The organism is Acidovorax sp. A79 (assembly GCF_041154505.1).
In the GTDB taxonomy this organism is placed as follows: domain Bacteria; phylum Pseudomonadota; class Gammaproteobacteria; order Burkholderiales; family Burkholderiaceae_C; genus Acidovorax.
The window spans coordinates 5,282,146-5,303,608 of record NZ_AP028672.1 but is presented as its reverse complement, the minus strand read 5'-3'; the positions used below and the strand labels follow the sequence as shown (position 1 = coordinate 5,303,608).

The window sequence follows — 21,463 nt, the reverse complement described above, 5'->3', positions numbered from 1 at the left end:
GACCCGGGCGGAATCAGCGGCCCACCATGTTGCCCGGCACCACCCACTGGTCGAACTGCTCGCCCGTGACGTGGCCCGAGGCGACAGCAGCTTCGCGCAGGCTGGTGCCTTCCTTGTGCGCCTTCTTGGCGATGTAGGCGGCCTTGTCGTAGCCGATGTGGGTGTTGAGCGCGGTGACCAGCATGAGCGAGCGGTCCACCAGCTCGGTGATGCGCTCGCGGTTGGGCTCGATGCCCACGGCGCACTGGTCGTTGAAGCTCACCATGCCGTCGGCCAGCAGGCGCACGCTCTGCAGGAAGTTGTGGGCCACCATGGGGCGGAAGACATTGAGCTCGAAGTTGCCCGAGGCACCGCCGAAGTTGATGGCCACGTCGTTGCCGAACACCTGGGCAGCCAGCATGGTCACCGCCTCGCTTTGCGTGGGGTTGACCTTGCCGGGCATGATGGACGAGCCGGGCTCGTTCTCGGGGATGCTGAGTTCGCCGATGCCGCTGCGCGGGCCGCTGGCGAGCCAGCGCACGTCGTTGGCGATCTTCATCATGCTGGCGGCCAGGGTCTTGAGGGCTCCGTGGGCGTGCACCAGGCCATCCACCGAGGCCAGCGCCTCGAACTTGTTCGGCGCGGTGACAAAGGGCAGGCCCGTGAGGCGCGCCAGCTCGGCGGCGGCCTGCTCGGCATAGCCCTTGGGCGCGTTCAGGCCCGTGCCCACGGCCGTGCCGCCCAGCGCCAGCTCGTACAGGTGGGGCAGCGCGGCGCGCACGTGGCGCTCGCCATGGTCGAGCTGGGCCACATAGCCCGAGAACTCCTGGCCCAGCGTGAGCGGGGTGGCGTCCTGCAGGTGGGTGCGGCCGATCTTGACGATGCCGTCGAAATCCTGCGCCTTCTTCGCCAGCGTGGCGCGCAGCCTGGCGATGGCGGGCAGGAGCCTGTGCGTGAATGCTTCCACGGCGGCCACGTGCATGGCGGTGGGGAACACGTCGTTGCTCGACTGGCTGCGGTTCACATCGTCATTGGGGTGCACCAGGCGGCCTTCGCCGCGCTCGCCGCCCAGGATCTCGCTGGCGCGGTTGGCCAGCACCTCGTTCACGTTCATGTTGGTCTGCGTGCCCGAGCCCGTCTGCCACACCACCAGCGGGAACTCGCCCGGGTGCTTGCCGGCGATCACTTCGTCGGCGGCGGCCACGATGGCCTCGGTCTTTTTCGCGTCCTGCAGGCCCAGGGCCTGGTTGACCACGGCCGAGGCGCGCTTGACCTGCGCCAGGGCCTTGATGATCTCGCGCGGCTGCTGCTCGCCCGAGATGTCGAAGTTCTGCAGCGAGCGCTGCGTCTGCGCGCCCCAGAGCCTGTCGGCGGGGACCTCGATGGGGCCAAAGGTGTCGCGTTCGGTACGGGAGGTCATGGGCAGTGGTTCTCCAAGTGAAACAACAGGCGGGCGGACGCCGGACGCCCGGCGTGGCGGGAAGGCCACGGCGGCGGGCCGGCGTCTGGCCGGAAAAGGGTGCGGCCGGGGAATGTCGGCGCGACCGGCAGCATAATGCAAAAACAAACCATTCTCATTTACAGACTTGTATGGCCCGTGCGGGAGCGTGGAGCAGTCAGTGTGCGGCAAGCCTTGCCCCGGAAGGAAACAGCCCGCACCGCCACCACTGCAGGTGGGGACATCCGCCCGGCCCCCCGACCCGACCCGGCCCAGCCAGGGCAAACCCCCACTCCGGCGCGGCTTCGTGCCCCTGGCTACACTCCGTCGCGCACGGCCCCTGCCCTGCAGGCTTTCGCCGCATGTCTGCCCAGGCCCTTGACGGCGCCGCGCGCCCGATGCACCCTGCCCTTCCAACCCCAGCACCTTTCGCACCATGAACACGTTCATGCCCTCCAGCTACAACCTGTTCGTGGTGGCCGCCTCCTTTGCCATTGCCATGCTCGCGTCGTACGTGACGCTCGACCTGGCGCGGCGGGTGCGCACCGCGCAGCGCCGCGTCGGCCTGGCGTGGTGGGCCGCAGGGTCCATCGTCATGGGCACGGGCATCTGGTCCATGCATTTCCTGGGCATGCAGGCCTTCCGGCTGCCCATCGAGATCGGCTTTGCCGGCGGGCTCACGCTGCTGTCGTGGCTGGCCGCCGTGGCCGCCTCCGCCATGGCCCTGCAGCTCGCAAGCCGCACACACTTTGGCCGGATGCAACTGGCGCTGGGCGCGCTGGTGATGGGGGCCGGCATCAGCGGCATGCACTACATCGGCATGGCGGCCATGGAAATGGCGCCAGGCATCGTGTGGAACCTGCCGCTGGTGGCGCTGTCGGTGCTGATCGCGGTGCTGGCCTCGGCCACGGCCCTGCTGATCTTCAAGCTGCTGCGCCGGGTGCGGCCCAGCCAGCGCCTGCCCTACCAGCTGGCGGCATCGTTCGTGATGGCCGTGGCCATCTGCGGCATGCACTACACCGGCATGGCGGCGGCCAGCTTTGCCATGGGCTCCGTGTGCCTGAGCGCGGGAGAGCTCGGCGGCCCGGGCCTGACGGCCATGGTGCTCATGGCCACCGGCATGCTGCTGGTGAGCACCTTGTTCACCTCCATCCTGGACGCGCGGCTGCAAGCCACGGCCGAGCGTCTGACGCGGTCGCTGCAGGACAGCAACACCCGCCTGCAGGCGGCCAACGACGAACTGCAAAAACGCGCATTCGCCGATGCCCTCACCGGCCTGCCCAACCGGCTGCTGTTCGAAGACCGCCTCATCCACGCGCTGCTGCGCCTGGACCGCACCAACCACCACCGCGTGGAGGACCGCCTGGCCGTGCTGTTCGTGGACCTGGACGGCTTCAAGCCCATCAACGATTCGTTCGGCCATGCCGCGGGCGATGTGATCCTGCGCAGCGCGGCCGACCGGCTGCGCCGCGAAGCCCGCGAGGGCGATACCGTGGCGCGCGTGGGGGGCGACGAATTCCTGATCCTGCTGGAGGACGTGAGCGACGTGGCCGACTGCGTGACGGTGGCCAACCGGGTGCTGTCCTCCCTGTCGCAGCCGTTCGAGGTGTCGGGCAAGCAGGTGCAGATCGCCTGCTCCATCGGCGTCGTGGTGCACCCCGACCACGGTGACCGCAACAAGCTCGTGGCCAACGCCGATGCCGCCATGTACGCCGCCAAGCGCGCGGGCGGCGGCTGCTATGCGCTGTTCGAACCCCACATGGGCTCCGATGCATCCGAGCAGCTGGAGTTGCAGAACGACCTGCGCCAGGCGCTGGACCGGGGCGAACTGGCCCTGCACTACCAGCCCAAGATCGACGGCACGCGCGGCCAGATCAGCGGCGTGGAGGCCCTGCTGCGCTGGAACCATCCGAAGCATGGCATGGTGAGCCCGGTGGTGTTCATCGCGCTGGCCGAGCGCTTCGGCCTGATCGGGCGGCTGGGCAACTGGGTCATCAACGAGGCCTGCCGCCAGGTCGCCGAGTGGGCGCGCAGCGGCATGCGCATGCGCGTGGCGATCAACCTGTCGGTGCACCAGCTGCGCGAAAGCGGGCTGGCCGAGCGCATCGGGCAGGCCCTGCTGCGCCACGGGGTGGATGCCTCGCAGCTGCTGTGCGAAATCACCGAATCCGTGGCCATGGAAGACATCAAGGCCACCCAGCGCACTTTCGACGGGCTGGCGCGCATCGGCGTGTTCCTGTCCATCGACGACTTCGGCACCGGCTACTCCAGCCTGAACTACCTGCGCCAGCTGCCCGCGCAGCAACTCAAGATCGACCGCAGCTTCGTGAACGACCTGGAAAGCAGCGAGGACGCCCGCGCCGTCGTGGCCGCCGTGGTCAGCCTGGCGCATGCCCTAGGCCTGCGCGTGGTGGCCGAGGGAGTGGAGACCAGCGGCCAGCGCGACATCCTGCTGGGCATGGGCTGTGACGAGCTGCAGGGCTTCTTCTACGCCCGCCCCATGCCGGCAGACACACTGCTGGCCTGGTCGCAGGGCGAAAAGCCCGTGGGCAGCGCGGACTTCACCCCGTCCGTCATCGGGACGCTGCCGGACTTCTGAGCGCGGCAACCAGCGCACGGGCACCTTTTCAAGGCCTTGGGAAGGTACCGGCGAAGATGGACGACACCCATGTCAGCGCTGCCTGACGCGGGGCAGCGCCGTGCACGCCGACGATGGCATTGCGGCGGTGTTTCCGCCTCCGCGCCGCGGATCCGCATGGAGCCCGCGCCCCCTCCTCAACCATCGGAGCAGACCATGGCCACCAGCAGCCTTCTCGGCATCGACGCCGACAACCTTCCCCCCGCCCACAGTGCTACCGGCATCGACAGCCTGGGGCCCAGTGACGCCTCCGACTCCGGCAGCGACAGCGCAGGGGCCTACAGCACGGAATCGGACAGCGACACCGACCGCTTTGGCACGGGCGAGCGCGGCAGCGTGGAGCCCGACCCGCAGCCCACCGCCCGCGACATCCTCCCCGACCATGTGGAAACCATGCAAGCTGGCGGTCCCGGTGACGGCGGCGGCCCGGATGAAGGGATGCAGGATGACGAACGCGACGCCGTGGATACCGAGCGCGAGACGCCAGGGCGCGGCAACCGGCAGGCCGGCGCGCCCCCCTTGAGCGCGGACGACCTGCCGGGCAGCAGCGACACCGACGAAGAACCGGAGGACGGGGAGGGAACAGGCGCGCCGTGAACACGGCGGACCGAACACCACCCCATGGGGGTATCTGGCGCCCCCGTGCAGACGCCAATGGCCGACCGGCGGCGCCCGCCTTTGCCCGGGCGCAAGGTGGCGCCAGCGGGGGTCTGTCAAAATACGGTCCGCCTGCCATCGGCAGCGCGGTTTGCGGCCCAGCGCTGGTCGACAGGCGGCGTGTGCGGCGGGCAGGACAGGAACGCGTTTGCGTTCTCCACAAAAGACTCCCCCACGAACCGCCATGACCACCTCCATCCGCCAGGACGATCTCATCGAATCCGTAGCCGCCGCGCTGCAGTACATCAGCTACTACCACCCCACCGATTACATCGCCCACCTGGCCCGCGCTTACGAGCGCGAGCAAAGCCCGGCGGCCAAGGACGCGATCGCGCAGATCCTGACCAACAGCAAGATGAGCGCCACCGGCCAGCGCCCCATCTGCCAGGACACCGGCATCGTCAACGTGTTCCTGAAGGTGGGCATGGACGTGCGCTGGGACGGCTTCACGGGCAGCCTGGACGACGCCATCAACGAAGGCGTGCGCCGCGGCTACAACCACCCCGACAACACCCTGCGCGCCAGCGTGGTGGCCGACCCGCAGTTCGACCGCAAGAACACCAAGGACAACACGCCCGCCGTGATCTTCACCGAGATCGTGCCCGGCAACACCGTGGACATCACCGTGGCGGCCAAGGGCGGCGGCTCGGAGAACAAGTCCAAGATGTACATGCTCAACCCCAGCGACAGCGTGGTGGACTGGGTGCTCAAGACCGTGCCCACCATGGGCGCCGGCTGGTGCCCGCCCGGCATGCTGGGTATCGGCATCGGCGGCACAGCGGAAAAGGCCGTGCTCATGGCCAAGGAGAGCCTGATGGACGACCTCGATATGTACGAGCTGCAAGCCAAGGCCGAAGCCGCCAAGACCGGCGGCCCCGCGCTCGATAAGGTCGAAGCGCTGCGCCTGGAGCTGTTCGAGAAGGTCAATGCCCTGGGCATCGGCGCGCAGGGCCTGGGCGGCCTGACCACTGTGCTGGATGTCAAGATCAAGATGTACCCCACGCACGCGGCCAGCAAGCCGATCGCGATGATCCCCAACTGCGCCGCCACGCGCCACGCGCACTTCGTGCTGGACGGCTCGGGGCCCGTCTACCTCACGCCGCCCAGCCTGGACCTGTGGCCCGACGTGAACTGGGCACCCGACTACAACAAGAGCAAGAAGGTTAACCTGGACACGCTGACCAAGGAAGAAGTGGCCAGCTGGAAGCCCGGCGACACGCTGCTGCTCAACGGCAAGATGCTCACCGGCCGCGACGCCGCGCACAAGCGCATCCAGGACATGCTGGCCAAGGGCGAGAAGCTGCCCGTGGACTTCACGAACCGCGTCATCTACTACGTGGGCCCCGTGGACCCGGTCAAGGACGAGGCCGTGGGCCCCGCCGGCCCCACCACCGCCACGCGCATGGACAAGTTCACAGACATGATGCTGGAGAAGACCGGGCTCATCGCCATGATCGGCAAGGCCGAGCGCGGCCCGGTGGCCATCGAGTCCATCAAGAACCACAAGAGCGCGTACCTCATGGCCGTGGGCGGTGCCGCCTACCTGGTCTCCAAGGCCATCAAGACCGCCAAGGTGGTGGGCTTCGAAGACCTGGGCATGGAGGCTATCTACGAGTTCGACGTGGTGGACATGCCCGTGACCGTGGCCGTGGATTCCGGCGGCACCAGCGCGCACATCACCGGCCCGGCCGAGTGGCAAAAGCGCATCGCCACCGGGGAGTTCAAGGGCATCGGGGTCGCCGCCACCGCCTGACAGGCGGCCCGCGCGGCCTGGTGGGTGGCCTCCTCGGGCCCTCGCCAGGCACGCGCTCCCCGGAGTGCCTCCCGCCGCGCGGCATTTTGCGCGCGACTGCGGCACACTGTCGACTTCATCTCCCCCAGCATCGCAGTGATTTTTTCATGATCCAGCCAACGCCGCCGCAGCCACAACAACCCATCGGCGTGTTCGACAGCGGGGTCGGCGGCCTGAGCGTGCTGCGCGCCCTGCGGGCCGAGCTGCCCCACGAGCGTTTCGTGTACCTGGCGGACAGCGCCAACGCCCCCTACGGCGAGCGCGGCGATGCCTACGTGAGCGCGCGCACCCACGCCATCACGCAGTACCTGCGCGGGCAGCACCACATCAAGGCCCTGGTGGTGGCATGCAACACCGCCACGGCGGCGGCCATCCACGAGGTGCGCAGCAACCACCCCGACCTGCCCCTGGTGGGCCTGGAGCCCGCCATCAAGCCAGCGCTGGCAGCCACCAGAACAGGCCGCGTGGGCGTGATCGGAACGCGGGGCACACTCACCAGCAGCAAGTTCGGCAAGCTGCTGGGTTCGCTGGCGGATCAAGCGGAGTTCGTGGTGCAGCCGTGCGACGGCCTGGCCCATGCCATCGAGCGCGGCGTGGCCCAGCCCATGCCAGCACCAGGCGGCGCCGTCGGTGCCACCGAAACCGGCGCCCTGTGTGAGCGCTACATCCACGCCATGGGCGTGTTCGGCGCTTCAGCCGGGCAGATCGACACGCTGGTGCTGGGCTGCACGCACTACATCTTTGTGGCGCATGAATTGCGGGCGCTGGTGGGGCCTGACGTCCAGTTCATCGAAACCGGCGCGCCTGTGGCACGGCAGACGCAGCGGCTCCTGGAAACAGCGGGATTGCTCAACACACCCTCCAGCGCCACCGCGGCGCAATCGCCGGACATCCGCCTGCTCACGACCGGTCCGGTGGCCATGCTCGAGGCGGCGGCGCAGCGCTGGCTGGGCCTGTCCGCGGATTGCTGCGAAACCGTTGCGGTGCCTTGTCCAGGCGCCTCGGAGGCCCTCAGCGCGCGCAGCGCAGGCCTGCCCATCATCTCCTGAGCCGCACCGCCCGCGGCCGTAGCCATCGCGCTGGCGTCCAGGAGCCGCTTCACGCAGGCTCCGCGCTCCAGAGCCGCTCTCCGGCATGCTCCACGTGCGTGAGGTACAGACGCAGGTCGAATTCGTACTGGTGGTACTGCGGCTCCATGTGGGTGCACAGCTGATAGAACGCCTTGTCGTGGTTCTTCTCGCGCAGATGCGCCAGCTCGTGGACCACGATCATGCGCAGAAACTCGTCCGGCGCTTGCTTGAACATTGCGGCAATGCGGATTTCATGCTTCGCTGCGAGCCGGTTGCCCTGCACGCGCGACACGGCCGTGTGCAAGCCCAGCGCATGGCGCACCACATGGATCTTGTTGTCGAAAAGCACCTTGTTGACCGTGCCTGCGTTGCGCAGGTGGCGCGCCTTGAGCTCCAGCGCATAGTCGTACAGCGCCTTGTCGCTGCGCACCGCATGCGCGCGGGGGTACTTGCGCAACAGCATCGCCCCCAGGCGCCCTTGCGCGAGCAGGTCGCGGGCCTGGTCCTGCAGGGACTCAGGGTAGGAGCGCAGGTAAGGAAGATCGGATGTCATGGTTCATGAACAGCGAAGAGGCAGCGGCGGCTACTACGGTGCCGGTTCAGCGCCAGCGCTTGCACCGCGCGCTGATGCCCGAGCCCGCTGCGGCCCCACGAACAGCGGAGCGATGCAAAGCCGGCGGCCGCTCAGTGGAGGTGGCGCGGACGGCGCCCCCCCCCGCCACCGTGTCCGCTGCCCGAGCCCCCCGGGCCCCTGGGGGGCTTGCCGATTTCCAGCGAGTTCACCAGGGCATCGAAGCGCTGGCTGAACAGCTTGTCGATCTCGGCCACCACGCCGCCGAGTTCCGCGCCGTCGAAATGGCGCTCCATCATGTTCACCACGTCCTGGACCAGGAGATCGCGCTGCACCTGCATGATGGCCGCAGGCGTCGGGCCCACGAAAAGCATGACGAAATCATCGCGCGACTCTGCGTCCTGCTCTTCCTCTTCCTCGTCGAAGTCCGCATCGTAGAACGTGACTTCAATGGCGGCACCCTGCTCGGCCAGCTCGTTCAGGCTCATGCACATCTCGTCGAGCGATTGGCGAAAATCCTCATCCCCCCGCACGGTCCAGCACATCTGCAGCAGGTGCTCCTGCGTGTCGAACTTGATGCCCGGTTCTTCTTCGTAGGCGCTGGCGGCGCCGTCGGCCAGGGAGCGGGCTCCTGCGTACTTCCACAAGGGTTTGAGCGCCTCCTGGAGCTGGTCGAAGCTGGCATCGGCGCGCAGCTGGACTTGTCCGTGGACGTGGATTTCAAAGGGAGCGTTGTAACTTGACATGATTGAATCGTAGTGGTGCCCCGAGCCGGGGTCGAACCGGCACGCCCCTTTTCAGGAAAGCGGCGGATTTTAAGTCCGCAGTGTCTACCAATTTCACCATCGGGGCGCCGGCTGCCCAACGCACTCCTGCGTCGCAGCGTAACCCGGGCAGCGCATGCGCGCAATGCCCTGTCGCATCTCTGGTCACAGGGCCGCTGGTCGCCAAACCACCTTTGCTGCACCGCCAAGAAAAAAGGGAAGCCGAAGCTTCCCTTACAAATATGGAGCGGGAAAAGAGTCTCGAACTCTCGACCTCAACCTTGGCAAGGTTGCGCTCTACCAACTGAGCTATTCCCGCATTTTTCCTACCGCAGCCGATGTTTCCATCTGCATGAATCAGCAAGCCTCAAATTATATCGCTATTTTTTGGCTCTATTCGATTGCAAGCCAAAAAAGTCAACCAACTGACCACCATCCATCCTCCACGATCCGGCCGATGCAAAGATCCCGCAGGATCCTGTGCCGCATCGACGGCACAAACCGTATCTGGAGGCGCGGTCCGGAGTCGAACCGGACTAACCGGATTTGCAATCCGGGGCATAACCGCTTTGCTACCGCGCCAGGAATTCACATTCCTCTGACAAAAAAGGGAAGCAATTGCTTCCCTTTTTGTGGAAATTGGAGCGGGAAAAGAGTCTCGAACTCTCGACCTCAACCTTGGCAAGGTTGCGCTCTACCAACTGAGCTATTCCCGCATTTTACCGAAGCCTCACATTGTACAACGTTTGCTGCGATGGAATGAATTGTAGCGCATTTTTTGAAGCATCCCAAAAACTTTTTCTTCAATGCTTCAAGCCATCCGTGGCCGCGGCCGAACCCGCGCTCTTCTCCGCCGCAGCAGCGGCCACCACGGCCACCTCCTCGTCCGTCAGGGGCACGGGTTTGGTTTCCAGCGCGATCTCGAGCACCTTGTCGATCCAGCGCACGGGCACGATCTCCAGGCCGCTCTTCACGTTGTCCGGGATCTCGGCCAAGTCCTTGACGTTCTCTTCGGGGATCAGCACCGTCTTGATGCCGCCACGCAGGGCCGCCAGCAGCTTTTCCTTGAGCCCTCCGATGGCCGTGACCTCGCCACGCAGCGTGATCTCGCCCGTCATCGCGACGTCGCCACGCACGGGAATGCCCGTGAGCGCCGAAACGAACGCGGTGGTCATCGCGGCACCCGCACTCGGACCGTCCTTGGGCGTCGCGCCGTCCGGCACGTGGATGTGGATGTCGCGCTTCTCGAAGGTCTCATCCTTGATGCCCAGGATGCGCGAGCGGCTTCGCACCACCGTGCGGGCAGCCTCCACCGATTCCTTCATCACGTCGCCCAGCGAGCCGGTGCGCGTGATCACGCCCTTGCCGGGCATGGCGGCGGCCTCGATGGTCAGCAGGTCGCCACCCACCTCGGTCCATGCCAGGCCGACCACCTGGCCCACCTGGTTCTGCGCCTCGGCACGGCCGTAGGTGTACTTGCGCACGCCCAGGAAGTCGGGCAGGTTGTCGGCGGTGACGATGACCTTCGGCTCGAGCTTCTTGAGCTGCAGGCCCTTGACCACCTTGCGGCAGATCTTGGACAGCTCGCGCTCGAGCGAGCGCACGCCGGCCTCCCGCGTGTAGTAGCGCACCATGTCGCGCACGGCGGGCTCGGTGATCTCGAGCTCCTCGTCCTTCACGCCATTGTTCTTGAGCTGCTTGGGCAGCAGGTACTTCATGGCGATGCTGATCTTCTCGTCCTCGGTGTAACCCGACAGGCGGATCACTTCCATGCGGTCGAGCAGGGCCGGCGGGATGTTCATCGAGTTCGAGGTGGCGACGAACATCACGTCGGAGAGGTCGAAGTCCACCTCGACGTAGTGGTCGCCGAAGGTGTGGTTCTGCTCGGGGTCCAGCACCTCCAGCAGCGCGCTCGAGGGGTCGCCCCGGAAGTCGGTACCGAGCTTGTCGATCTCGTCGAGCAGGAACAGCGGATTGCGCGTGCCCACCTTCGAGAGGCTCTGCAGCACCTTGCCCGGCAGCGCGCCGATGTAGGTGCGGCGGTGCCCGCGGATCTCGGCCTCGTCGCGCATGCCACCCAGGGCCATGCGCACGTACTTGCGGCCGGTGGCCTTGGCGATGGACTGGCCCAGGGAGGTCTTGCCCACGCCAGGAGGTCCCACCAGACACAGGATGGGCGCCTTCACCTTGTCCACGCGCTGCTGCACCGCGAGGTATTCAAGGATGCGGTCCTTGACCTTGTCCAGGCCGAAATGGTCTTCGTTGAGCACGCCCTCGGCATTGACCAGGTCGTGCTTGATCTTGGTCTTCTTGCTCCAGGGGAGCGCCGTGAGCACGTCGATGTAGTTGCGCACCACGGTGGCCTCGGCCGACATGGGCGACATGAGCTTGAGTTTCTTCAGCTCGGCGTCGGCCTTCTTGCGCGCCTCGGCGGGCATCTTGGCGAGCTTGATCTTTTTCTCGATCTCCTCGATATCCGCGCCTTCGTCGCCTTCGCCCAGTTCCTTCTGGATCGCCTTGACCTGCTCGTTGAGATAGAAGTCGCGCTGGTTCTTCTCCATCTGGCGCTTCACGCGCCCACGGATCTTCTTGTCGACGTTCAGGATGTCGACTTCGCGGTCAAGCTGCTCGAACAGGTTTTCCAGCCGCGCCTTCACGTCGGCGAGATCCAGCACGACCTGCTTGTTTTCGAGTTTGAGCGGCAGGTGGGCCGCAATGGTGTCGGCCAGGCGGCCGGGGTCGTCGATGCTGGAGATCGAGGTCAGGATCTCTGGCGGAATCTTCTTGTTGAGTTTGACGTACTGGTCGAACTGCTGCATCACCGCACGGCGCAGGGCTTCGATTTCGCTCGGCTTGTTGGCCTCGGGCGTGGCTTCGACCGGCGTCACGGTGGCCGTGAAATGGGTTTCGGCATCCTCGATGGAGGCAACCATGGCACGCTGCTGGCCTTCGACCAGCACCTTCACCGTGCCATCGGGCAGCTTGAGCATCTGCAGGATGGTGGAGACGCAGCCCACGTCGAACATGTCCGACACCGAAGGCTCATCCTTGGCCGCGGCCTTCTGGGCGACCAGCATGATGCGGCGATCCGCCTCCATGGCCATCTCGAGCGCCTTGATGCTCTTGGGACGGCCCACGAACAGCGGGATGACCATATGGGGAAACACCACCACGTCGCGCAGGGGCAACAGCGGCAGGTCAATGGGGGTGGCTGGCAGGGGGGTGTGTCCGGACATGGAAATCCTCAAAGTACTCTGTGGAAGTTGGTCCACATGTGGGGATTTTCAACCCTGGCGCGCAGCCGCACTGCCGCCAGGGTTGATGGTTCAAGGGGCGGCAACAAGGCGCCCGCTCCGGGCATTTCAGGCCTTTTTGGCCGCTTCGCGGTAAACGAGCAGCGGCGGCTTGTTTTCTTCGATGGTGGACTCATCCACCACCACCTTTTCGACATTGCTGGTGTTGGGCAGGTCGAACATCGTTCCGATCAGCGATTGCTCCAGGATGGAGCGCAGGCCGCGCGCGCCAGTTTTTCTGGCCAGCGCCTTGCGGGCAATGGCCTTCAGCGCGGCGGGGCGGATCTCCAGATCCACGCCTTCCATGGCCAGGAGCTTGCTGTACTGCTTGACCAGCGCATTCTTCGGCTCGGTCAGGATCTGCACCAGCGCGTCCTCGCTGAGCTCGGCCAGGGCCGTCACCACGGGCATGCGGCCCACCAGCTCGGGGATCAGGCCGAACTTGATCAGGTCTTCCGGCTCGATCTCGGTGAACACCTCGGTCAGCGAACGCTGCTTCTTGCTCTTGACCGACGCGCCGAAGCCGATGCCGGATGCTTCGGTGCGGTTCTCGATGACCTTCTCCAGGCCCGCGAACGCGCCCCCGCAGATGAACAGGATGTTGGTCGTGTCGATCTGCAGGAAGTCCTGGTTCGGGTGCTTGCGCCCGCCCTGGGGCGGCACGCTGGCCATCGTGCCTTCGATGAGCTTGAGCAGCGCCTGCTGCACGCCCTCGCCCGACACGTCGCGCGTGATGCTGGGGTTGTCCGACTTGCGCGAGATCTTGTCGATCTCGTCGATGTAGACGATGCCGCGCTGCGCGCGCTCCACCTCGTAGTTACAGCTTTGCAGCAGCTTCTGGACGATGTTCTCCACATCCTCGCCCACGTAGCCGGCTTCCGTCAGCGTGGTGGCGTCGGCCATCACGAAAGGCACATCCAGCATGCGAGCCAGGGTCTGCGCCAGCAGCGTCTTGCCCGAACCCGTGGGCCCGATCAGCAGGATGTTGCTCTTGGACAGCTCCACCTCGTCCTTGTGGGCCTTGTCCTTGTGGCGCAGGCGCTTGTAGTGGTTGTACACCGCGACCGCCAGCGTGCGCTTGGCCACATCCTGGCCAATCACATAGTTGTCGAGATTGGTCTTGATCTCCACCGGCGTGGGCAGATCGGCGCGGCCTTCGCGCGCCAGGTCACCGGCCGGGAGCTCGTCGCGGATGATCTCGTTGCACAGGTCAATGCACTCGTCGCAGATAAAGACCGACGGGCCAGCGATCAGCTTCTTCACTTCATGCTGGCTCTTGCCGCAAAAAGAGCAGTAAAGGGTTTTTTCGCTGGAAGAGCCTTTTTTCTCGGCCATGGGGGCAATGCCTTGCTTGTTACGGAAAGTTGTCGGGATGATAACCAAATAAAAAACGGCGTCTTCCCTCAGGGAAAACGCCGCCGCGCGACCCTGTGGCTATCAGGAGCGCTTGCTGATCACCTGGTCGACCAGGCCGTATTCCTTGGACTCGTCGGCCGACAGGAAATAGTCGCGCTCGGTGTCGCGCTGGATCTTCTCCAGCGGCTGGCCCGTACGCTCGGCCAGGATCTTGTTCAGTTGCTCGCGCGTCTTGAGGATCTCGCGCGCATGGATCTCGATCTCGGTCGCCTGGCCCTGCATGCCGCCCAGCGGCTGGTGGATCATGACTTTCGAGTTGGGCAGCGCAAAGCGCTTGCCCTTGGCGCCCGCCGCCAGCAGGAAGGCACCCATGCTGGCCGCCATGCCCGTGCACAGGGTCGACACATCGGGCTTGACGAAATTCATGGTGTCGAAGATCGCCATGCCGGCGCTCACCGAACCGCCCGGGGAGTTGATGTAGAACGAAATGTCCTTGTCGGGGTTTTCGCTCTCCAGGAACAGCAGCTGCGCCACCACGAGATTGGCGGTCTGGTCGTTGACCGGCCCCACCAGAAAAATCACACGCTCCTTGAGCAGGCGCGAGTAGATGTCATAGGACCGTTCGCCACGGCCCGACTGCTCGATGACCATGGGGACCATGCCCAGGCCTTGTGTTTCCAATGCGCTCATGTTTTCTCCAGACAAGCAGGTACTGTACCCAGAAATGAATTGGGGCTTGTGCACGAAAGCACAAGCCCCTGTATGTGTCGGCAACAACCGGGCAGTTCGGTAACCGACAAGCCGCCCGGCCAGGCCTATCAGCCTTGTTGGGCCATCAGTTCGTCGAACGACACGGACTTTTCGACCACTTTGGCCTTGCCCAGCACGAATTCGGTCACATTGTTCTCGATCACGACCGCTTCGACTTCCGCCAGGCGCTGGCGGTCACCGAAGTACCAGCGCACCACGTCCTCGGGCTTCTCATAGCTGGCGGCCAGCTCGTCGATGTGGGCCTTGAGCTGCTCGGGCTTGGCCTGCAGTTCGTTGGCACGCACCAGTTCGGCCAGCACCAGGCCCAGGCGCACGCGGCGCTCTGCCTGGGGACGGAACACGTCTTCAGGGATTTCGGCCTTGTCGGCGTCCTTGATGCCGCGCTGCTTGAGTTCTGCACGGGCGCCTTCGAGCAGGCGGGCGATTTCAGCCTGCACGCTGGAATTGGGCAGGTCCAGTTCGGCCTTGGACACGAGAGCGTCCATCACGGCCTGCTTGTTGCGGGCCAGCAGGCGGAACTTGACTTCGCGCTCCAGGTTCTTCTTGATGTCGGCGCGCAGGCCTTCCACGGAACCATCGGCGATGCCCAGCGACTTGGCCAGGGCGTCATTCACTTCGGGCAGGTGGGCCGCTTCGATCTTCTTGACCGTGACGAGGAAGTCCGCCGTCTTGCCGGCCACGTCCTTGCCGTGGTATTCCGCAGGGAATGCCAGGGGGAAGGTCTTGCTTTCGCCCGACTTCATGCCGCGCACGGCTTCCTCGAACTCCTTGAGCATCTGGCCTTCGCCGACCAGGAACTGGAAGTCTTCGGCCTTGCCGCCTTCAAAGGGCTCGCCGTCGATCTTGCCTTCGAAGTCGACCGTCACGCGGTCGCCGTCTTGCGCGGCGGCTTCGAGCGCGCGCTGCGCAAAGCTGCGGCGCTGCTTGCGCAGGATGTCGATGGTCTTGTCGATGGCCGCATCGGTCACTTCGGCCGACAGCTTTTCGACTTCCGCGTCCGCCAGATCGGCGATCTTGACTTCGGGGAACACTTCGAAGATGGCGTCGAAGGTCATCTGGCCCTCGGGAGCGCCGTCCTTCTCGGAGATGCGGGGCTGGCCGGCGACACGCAGGTTGGCTTCGTTGGCGGCCACGGCGAAGGCTTCACCGACCTTGTCGTTGAGCACTTCGTACTGCACCGAGTAGCCGTAGCGCTGGGCCACCACGTTCATGGGCACCTTGCCGGGACGGAAACCGTCCATCTTGACCGTGCGGGCCAGGCGCTTCAAGCGCGTGTCGACTTCGGACTGGATCAGGGTGACGGGCACGCTCAGCGTGATCTTGCGCTCGAGCTTCTCAAGGGTTTCAACAGTAACGGCCATGGCTATTCCTCTTATGAATGTGGATCGTGCTGGCTGCAGCGCAGCGGCGCCGTGTTCCGCAAAGTCTCACATGGGTGGTGCGCGGGGGGGGACTCGAACCCCCACACCATTGCTGGCGTCAGGACCTAAACCTGGTGCGTCTACCAATTTCGCCACCCGCGCGGTTCTACAACAAACAAACAGGCGGCACGAACTGCCGCCTGTGTGAAATCGGTCAACCTTCTATTTTACCCTGATGCGGGCAGGGTGGGAATCAAACCCCTCCAAGGACCTCCGGCGCCGGCCTTTTGACACGGAACCAGGCAGCATACATCGCGGGCAGCGCCAGCAGCGTGAGCACGGTGGCCACCACCAGCCCGCCCATGATGGCCACGGCCATCGGCCCCCAGAACACGCTGCGCGACAGCGGGATCATGGCCAGCACCGCGGCCGCGGCCGTGAGCACGATGGGGCGCAGGCGGCGCACGGCGGATTCGACGATCGCATCCCACGCCGGCACGCCCCGCGCGCGGTCCTGCTCGATCTGGTCGATCAGGATTACCGAGTTGCGCTGGATCATGCCCATGAGCGCGATCACGCCGAGCAGTGCCACGAAGCCGAAGGGGCGGTTGAGCAGCAGCAAGGCCGCCGCCACGCCCGCCAGCCCGAGCGGCCCGGTCAGGAACACCAGCATCGCGCGGCTGAAGCTGTGCAGTTGCAGCATGAGCAAGGTGAAGGTGATGAACAGCATGACCGGAATGCCCGCCGCGATCGATGCCGAGCCCTTGGAGCTTTCCTCCACGGCACCCGCCACCTCGATGCGGTAGCCGGCCTGCCCCGCGGCACGCCACTTCGCCTCGATCTCCTTGAGGGCAGGCAGCAACGCCGCCGTCACCGTCGCGCCCTGCAGGCCCTCGGTCACGTCGCCCTGCACGGTGATGGCGTAGTCGCGGTTCTCGCGCCACATCACGCCCGGCTCCCAGGTGAACACCGGCTTGGCGATCTGCGTGAGCGGAATCGACTTGCCCGACGCCGTGGGCAGATAGGCATTGGCGATGTCGGTGATCGCGTTGCGCTCCTCCTGCGGCTGGCGCAGCAGGATGTCGATGAGCTTGTCGCCCTCGCGGAACTGGCCCACCTGCGTGCCCGACAGGATGGTCTTGGAGGCCTGGGCGATGGACTGGCTGGTCACGCCCAGGGCGCGCGCCTTGGCCTGGTCCACTTCCAGGCGCAGCACCTTCACGGACTCGTTCCAGTTGTCGTTCACGCCGCGCATGTCGGGGTTCTGGCGCAGCTGGGCTTTCACCTCGTCCGCGCGCTCACGCAGCACCAGCGGATCGGGGCCCACCACGCGGAACTGCACGGGGTACGGCACGGGCGGCCCGTTGGGCAGCAGCTTCACCCGGCCGCGCACCTCCGGAAACTCCTGCGCCAGCAGCGCCGGCAATTTCACGCGCAGCGATTCGCGCACCTTCAGGTCCTGCGGCAGCACGATGAACTGCGACACATTGCTTTGCGGGAACACCTGGTCCAGCGGCAGGTAAAAGCGCGGCACGCCCGACCCCACCCAGGTGCTCACGGAGCTGACCCCATGCTCGGAGAGCAGGCGCTGCTCCACCCGCTTGGTGACTTCTTCGTTGCCCGCGAACGAGGTGCCCTCGGGGAACCAGATGTCCACCAGGATCTCCGGGCGGCTCGAATCCGGGAAGAACTGCTGCTGCACCTTGCCCATGCCGGCGATGCCCAGCGCGAAGGTGAGCACCGTGGCGCCGATGGTGAGCCAGCGGTGCTGCACGCACCAGTCCACCAGGCGGCGGAAGGTGCGGTAGAACGGGCTGTCAAACACCTCGTGGGGATCGTCCGTGATGCCTTGGCTGGCCTGCGCGGCCAGCACGTGGGGCGGCACCTTGAGCAGCAGCGTGCCCAGGTACGGCACGAAGTACACCGACACGATCCAGCTGAGCACCAGCGCGATCACCGTCACGGCAAAGATCGCGAACGTGTATTCGCCCGTGGTGGACTTGGCCAGGCCGATGGGCAGGAAACCCGCCGCCGTGATCAGCGTGCCCGTGAGCATGGGCATGGCCGTGATCTCGTAGGCGAAGGTGGCGGCACGCACCTTGTCGTAGCCCTCCTCGAGCTTGAGCACCATCATCTCGACCGCGATGATCGCGTCGTCCACCAGCAGGCCCAGCGCGATGATGAGCGAGCCCAGCGAAATCTTGTGCAGGCCGATGCTCCAGTACCACATGGCCAGGAAGGTCACGGCCAGCACCATCGGGATGGTGATGCCCACGACCAGGCCGGGGCGCGGGTCGATGTACCAGCGCTTCCACAGCGGATTCTTGCCGGGGCGCCTGTGGAAACCCAGCGCGATGAAGCTCACCGCCAGCACGATGACCACCGCCTCGATCAGCACCTTGACGAACTCGTTCACCGAGGTCGCCACGGCCTTGGGCTGGTCCTGCACGTTGACGAGCCTGACGCCCGCCGGGAGGGTGCTGCCAATGCGGTCGGTGGCCGTGTGCAGTGCCTTGCCCAGCGCGATGATGTCCCCGCCCTTGGCCATGGACACCCCGAGCGCGATCACTTCCTGCCCCTGGTGGCGCACCTTCACAGAGGCCGGGTCCACATAGCCGCGCTTGACCTCGGCGATGTCCGAGAGACGCAGCTGCGCGCCCGACGGCCCGCGGATCGGCATGGCGCCCAGGTCTTCGACGGCATTGAACTGCCCTTGCACGCGCACCTGCACTTGGTCCTGCGGCGTCTGGATGGCGCCCGCGCTTTCCACCGCATTCTGCTGGCCCAGCTGGGCCAGCACCTGGTTCATGTCCAGGCCCAGCTGCGACAGGCGCTTTTGCGAGATTTCGATGAAGAGCTTCTCGTCCTGCACGCCGAAGAGTTCGACCTTGGCCACGTCAGGCACGCGCAGCAGCTGCTGGCGCGCGTCGTCGGCGAACTGTTTGAGTTCGGCATAGCTGAAGCCCTCGGACTCCAGCGCGTAGATCACGCCGTACACATCACCGAAGTCGTCGTTGAAGAACGGCCCCTGGATGCCCTGCGGCAGGGTGTAGCGCATGTCGCCCACCTTCTTGCGCACGCTGTACCAGACGTTGGCCACCTCGCTGCCCTTGGAGGAGTCCTTGATCTGGAAGATGATCTGCGACTCGCCCGGCTTGGAGTAGCTGCGGATCTTGTCCGCATAGGGCACTTCCTGCAGGGTGCGCTCGATCTTGTCGGTGACCTGCTCGGCCACCTGCTGCGCCGTGGCGCCGGGCCAGTAGGTGCGCACCACCATGGCACGGAAGGTGAACGGCGGGTCTTCGTCCTGCCCGAGCTGGAAGTAGGCCGCGAAGCCCAGCAGCATCAGCACCACCATCAGATAGCGCGTGAGGGCAGGATGGTCGAGCGCCCACTTGGAGAGGTTGAACCCCTCTTTGGGTTGTACTTGCGTCATGGCCGGCCTCAGTTGGCAGTGGAAGCCGCGGGCGCCACAGCAGCGGCGGCAGGATTTGCTACTGAATTTATAGCTGTTTGCGCTTTACCGGCGGGCGCCGAGGCCACTTTTGGCTGATAAACCAGCACCTTCTGCCCGGGTGAGAGCACGTGCACGCCCGTGGCCACCACCTGCATGCCGGGCGTGAGGCCCGCGGCCACCACGGCCTCGTTGCCATCGGCCGTGGCGATCTGCACCACCTGCGACTTCACGGTGCTGCTGGCCGCGTCGTACACCCACACGGCCGTGGACTGGCCCTCCTGGCGCAAGGCACTGGTGGGCAGCTTGATCGCCTGGATGCCAGCGTGGCTCAACGCCTTGGGCGTCACATACACCGTGGAGCCCAGCGCGGGCGCGCCGCCGCTGTCGATGGCCACCTTCACCTGGTAGGTGCGGGTGGCGGCGTCGGCACTGGCCGCGACTTCGCGCACGCGCCCCGCCAGGGGGGCGCCGCCCGACCAGCCGCGCACCGCCACCTCGGAGCCTTGGGCAATCTGCGCCACCTTGTCTTCCGGCACCGCGAACACCACGTCGCGGGGGCCGTCCTGCGCGATGCGCACCACGGGCGTGCCCGCCGACACCACCTGGCCCGGTTCGGCATCGATGCCCGTCACCACGCCCGACACGTCGGCCACCAGCGTGGTGTAGGCCGCCTGGTTGCCCTGCGACGACAGCTGCGCGCGGGCCTGGTCCAGCGTGGCCTGCGCGGCCTTGAGCGTGGCATCGCGGCGCTCGAGCTCGGCGCCGCTGATGAAGTTCTGGTCCTTCAGGGCCTGGTAGCGCTTGTAGTCGGCGGCCGCCAGATCGCGCTGCGTGGTCGCCGATGCGAGTTGCGCGCGCGCGGCGTCGGCAGCCAGCTGGTAGTCCTTGGGGTCCAGCTGAGCCAGCACCTGGCCGGCCCGCACATGCTGGCCCAGTTCGGCCTGGCGCTGCACGATCTTGCCGGCCACGCGGAAACCCAGGCGCGATTCCACGCGCGCCCGCACCTCGCCCGAATACTCCAGGCTCGATTGCAGCGCGCCCACGCCCACCGTCAGCAGCTTCACGGAGCGCACGGGCTCCTCGGGCGGAGCGGGGCGCGAACAGGCGGCCAGCAGGGCCGCCGTGGCCAGCACCAGCAGGTACCTGGAATGCCGTTGAAAGGGCCGCGAAGCGGAAGGTGTGCGCATGGAAAATCCGGTGAGTAAAAAAGGGCCGCAAGGAGCTGCGGGCAAACGCAGGCACGGGCCAGCCTCCTTGTCCCTGTCGAAGATTATTCTGATTACTGACTGACCGGTTAGTAATCTATGAGAAGCCTCCCGCCTTGTCAAGCGACAATCCCGGGTGTGAACGACCGATCCAGCCCCCCTTCTCCGACCGCCCCCACGCCGCCGCCGGCCACCCCGGTGGCCGCGCCGCCCGTGACCCACTACGAGAATTTCCCCGTGGCATCGCTGCTGTGCCCGCCGCGCCTGCGCCAGCCCATCGCAGCCATCTATGGCTTTGCCCGCACCGCCGACGACATCGCGGACGAAGGCGATGCCCCGGCCGCCAGCCGCCTGGCGGACCTGGCCGCATACCACGCCGATCTGCAAGCCATCGCCCAGGGCCGGCCCCCGTCGCCCCGCTGGGCCGGCGTCTTCCTGCCCCTGCAAGGGGTGCTGCGCAGCCACCAGCTGCCCCTGCCGCTGCTGCAGGACCTGCTCAGCGCCTTCGTGCAGGACGTGGAGAAAACCCGCGACGCCGAGGGCTACGCCGACCGCAGCGAGCTGCTGGACTATTGCCGCCGCTCGGCCAACCCGGTGGGCCGCCTGCTGCTGCATCTGTATGGCGTGACGGATGCCAAGGCGCTGCAGGAGAGCGATGCCATCTGCACCGCGCTGCAGCTGATCAACTTCTGGCAGGACCTGAGCGTGGACATCCCCCGAGGACGCCACTACCTGCCGCGCGCCGACTGCGCGGGCCACGGCGCCGGCCAGGCCGAACTGCTGGCACTGCAAAGCACACCCGAAAACGCCCGCCTGATCACCAACTGCGCGCGCTGGGCGCGCGCCACCATGCGCAGCGGCGCCCCCCTGGTCCACCGTCTGCCCGGCCGTGCAGGCTGGGAACTGCGGCTGGTGGTGCAAGGCGGCCTGCGCATTCTCGACAAGGTGGACGGGCTCCAGGGCGGCAGCCTGCACACCCGCCCCCGGCTGCACGCCTGGGACTGGTGCGTGATGCTGGCACGCGCACTGCGGATGTAGGGACAGCGGTGCAGGCGGAGCCTGGGGCACACTCGGGCAACAGCGGCCAGCCGCACCATCGCCATACCGGAGA

General features: G+C 66.2%; 14 protein-coding genes and 5 tRNA genes. 5 read left to right on the top strand and 14 right to left on the bottom strand.

The genetic code is table 11. The features are described from left to right. Window positions 1-13 precede the first annotated feature (13 nt). On the bottom strand, window positions 14-1,399 hold the full coding sequence (gene fumC / locus ACAM51_RS24485) for a class II fumarate hydratase (protein ID WP_218340782.1): 1,386 nt from the start codon (window positions 1,397-1,399) through the stop codon (window positions 14-16). Between the two features lie 454 nt (window positions 1,400-1,853). On the opposite strand from fumC, the gene ACAM51_RS24480 reads away from it, so the two are divergent. From ACAM51_RS24480 to ACAM51_RS24465, 4 genes are all read left to right on the top strand, one after another. After that, window positions 1,854-4,016 (top strand): bifunctional diguanylate cyclase/phosphodiesterase, encoded by a 2,163-nt coding sequence (locus tag ACAM51_RS24480; protein WP_218294111.1) that lies wholly within the window; start codon window positions 1,854-1,856, stop codon window positions 4,014-4,016. A gap of 195 nt (window positions 4,017-4,211) precedes the next feature. Continuing rightward, on the top strand, window positions 4,212-4,652 hold the full coding sequence (locus ACAM51_RS24475; RefSeq protein ID WP_369642164.1) for a hypothetical protein: 441 nt from the start codon (window positions 4,212-4,214) through the stop codon (window positions 4,650-4,652). A 244-nt stretch (window positions 4,653-4,896) separates the two neighbouring features. After that, window positions 4,897-6,465: a fumarate hydratase gene (locus ACAM51_RS24470; RefSeq protein ID WP_218340781.1), complete on the top strand. Its 1,569-nt coding sequence runs from the start codon at window positions 4,897-4,899 to the stop codon at window positions 6,463-6,465. Between the two features lie 146 nt (window positions 6,466-6,611). Continuing rightward, window positions 6,612-7,553 carry a glutamate racemase gene (locus ACAM51_RS24465; RefSeq protein ID WP_218340780.1) on the top strand — a complete coding sequence of 314 codons (942 nt, stop codon included), beginning with the start codon at window positions 6,612-6,614 and terminating at the stop codon, window positions 7,551-7,553. A 49-nt stretch (window positions 7,554-7,602) separates the two neighbouring features. Here ACAM51_RS24465 and ACAM51_RS24460 read toward each other — a convergent pair whose 3' ends face one another. The 13 genes from ACAM51_RS24460 to ACAM51_RS24400 form a co-directional block, all read right to left on the bottom strand. Next, complete coding sequence (locus ACAM51_RS24460; protein ID WP_218294107.1) at window positions 7,603-8,127, bottom strand: M48 family metallopeptidase; 525 nt, start codon at window positions 8,125-8,127, stop codon at window positions 7,603-7,605. Window positions 8,128-8,258: 131 nt separating this feature from the next. Next, window positions 8,259-8,891, bottom strand: coding sequence for a DUF6806 family protein (locus ACAM51_RS24455; RefSeq protein ID WP_218340779.1), 633 nt, complete (start codon window positions 8,889-8,891; stop codon window positions 8,259-8,261). Between the two features lie 13 nt (window positions 8,892-8,904). Continuing rightward, window positions 8,905-8,997 (bottom strand) — tRNA-Leu (locus ACAM51_RS24450). Between the two features lie 155 nt (window positions 8,998-9,152). Further along, window positions 9,153-9,228, bottom strand: a tRNA-Gly gene (locus tag ACAM51_RS24445). Window positions 9,229-9,417: 189 nt separating this feature from the next. After that, a tRNA-Cys gene (locus ACAM51_RS24440) sits at window positions 9,418-9,491 on the bottom strand. Window positions 9,492-9,549: 58 nt separating this feature from the next. Next, a tRNA-Gly gene (locus tag ACAM51_RS24435) sits at window positions 9,550-9,625 on the bottom strand. 87 nt (window positions 9,626-9,712) lie between these two features. Then, a complete protein-coding gene (gene lon, locus ACAM51_RS24430; protein ID WP_369642163.1) occupies window positions 9,713-12,145 on the bottom strand; it encodes an endopeptidase La in 2,433 nt (810 codons plus the stop codon). A 126-nt stretch (window positions 12,146-12,271) separates the two neighbouring features. Beyond that, complete coding sequence (gene clpX / locus ACAM51_RS24425; protein WP_218294104.1) at window positions 12,272-13,537, bottom strand: ATP-dependent Clp protease ATP-binding subunit ClpX; 1,266 nt, start codon at window positions 13,535-13,537, stop codon at window positions 12,272-12,274. A 102-nt stretch (window positions 13,538-13,639) separates the two neighbouring features. Next, the gene (clpP, locus tag ACAM51_RS24420) at window positions 13,640-14,248 is read right to left on the bottom strand and encodes an ATP-dependent Clp endopeptidase proteolytic subunit ClpP (RefSeq protein WP_304505098.1); all 609 of its coding nucleotides are present in this window, start codon (window positions 14,246-14,248) and stop codon (window positions 13,640-13,642) included. Between the two features lie 128 nt (window positions 14,249-14,376). Continuing rightward, window positions 14,377-15,690 carry a trigger factor gene (gene tig / locus ACAM51_RS24415; protein WP_218294103.1) on the bottom strand — a complete coding sequence of 438 codons (1,314 nt, stop codon included), beginning with the start codon at window positions 15,688-15,690 and terminating at the stop codon, window positions 14,377-14,379. A 75-nt stretch (window positions 15,691-15,765) separates the two neighbouring features. Then, window positions 15,766-15,852, bottom strand: a tRNA-Leu gene (locus ACAM51_RS24410). Between the two features lie 91 nt (window positions 15,853-15,943). Continuing rightward, window positions 15,944-19,126 (bottom strand): efflux RND transporter permease subunit, encoded by a 3,183-nt coding sequence (locus ACAM51_RS24405; RefSeq protein ID WP_369642162.1) that lies wholly within the window; start codon window positions 19,124-19,126, stop codon window positions 15,944-15,946. Between the two features lie 8 nt (window positions 19,127-19,134). Continuing rightward, window positions 19,135-20,334 carry an efflux RND transporter periplasmic adaptor subunit gene (locus ACAM51_RS24400; protein WP_369642161.1) on the bottom strand — a complete coding sequence of 400 codons (1,200 nt, stop codon included), beginning with the start codon at window positions 20,332-20,334 and terminating at the stop codon, window positions 19,135-19,137. A 117-nt stretch (window positions 20,335-20,451) separates the two neighbouring features. On the opposite strand from ACAM51_RS24400, the gene hpnC reads away from it, so the two are divergent. Next, window positions 20,452-21,390, top strand: coding sequence for a squalene synthase HpnC (gene hpnC / locus ACAM51_RS24395; protein WP_369642160.1), 939 nt, complete (start codon window positions 20,452-20,454; stop codon window positions 21,388-21,390). Window positions 21,391-21,463 lie beyond the last annotated feature (73 nt).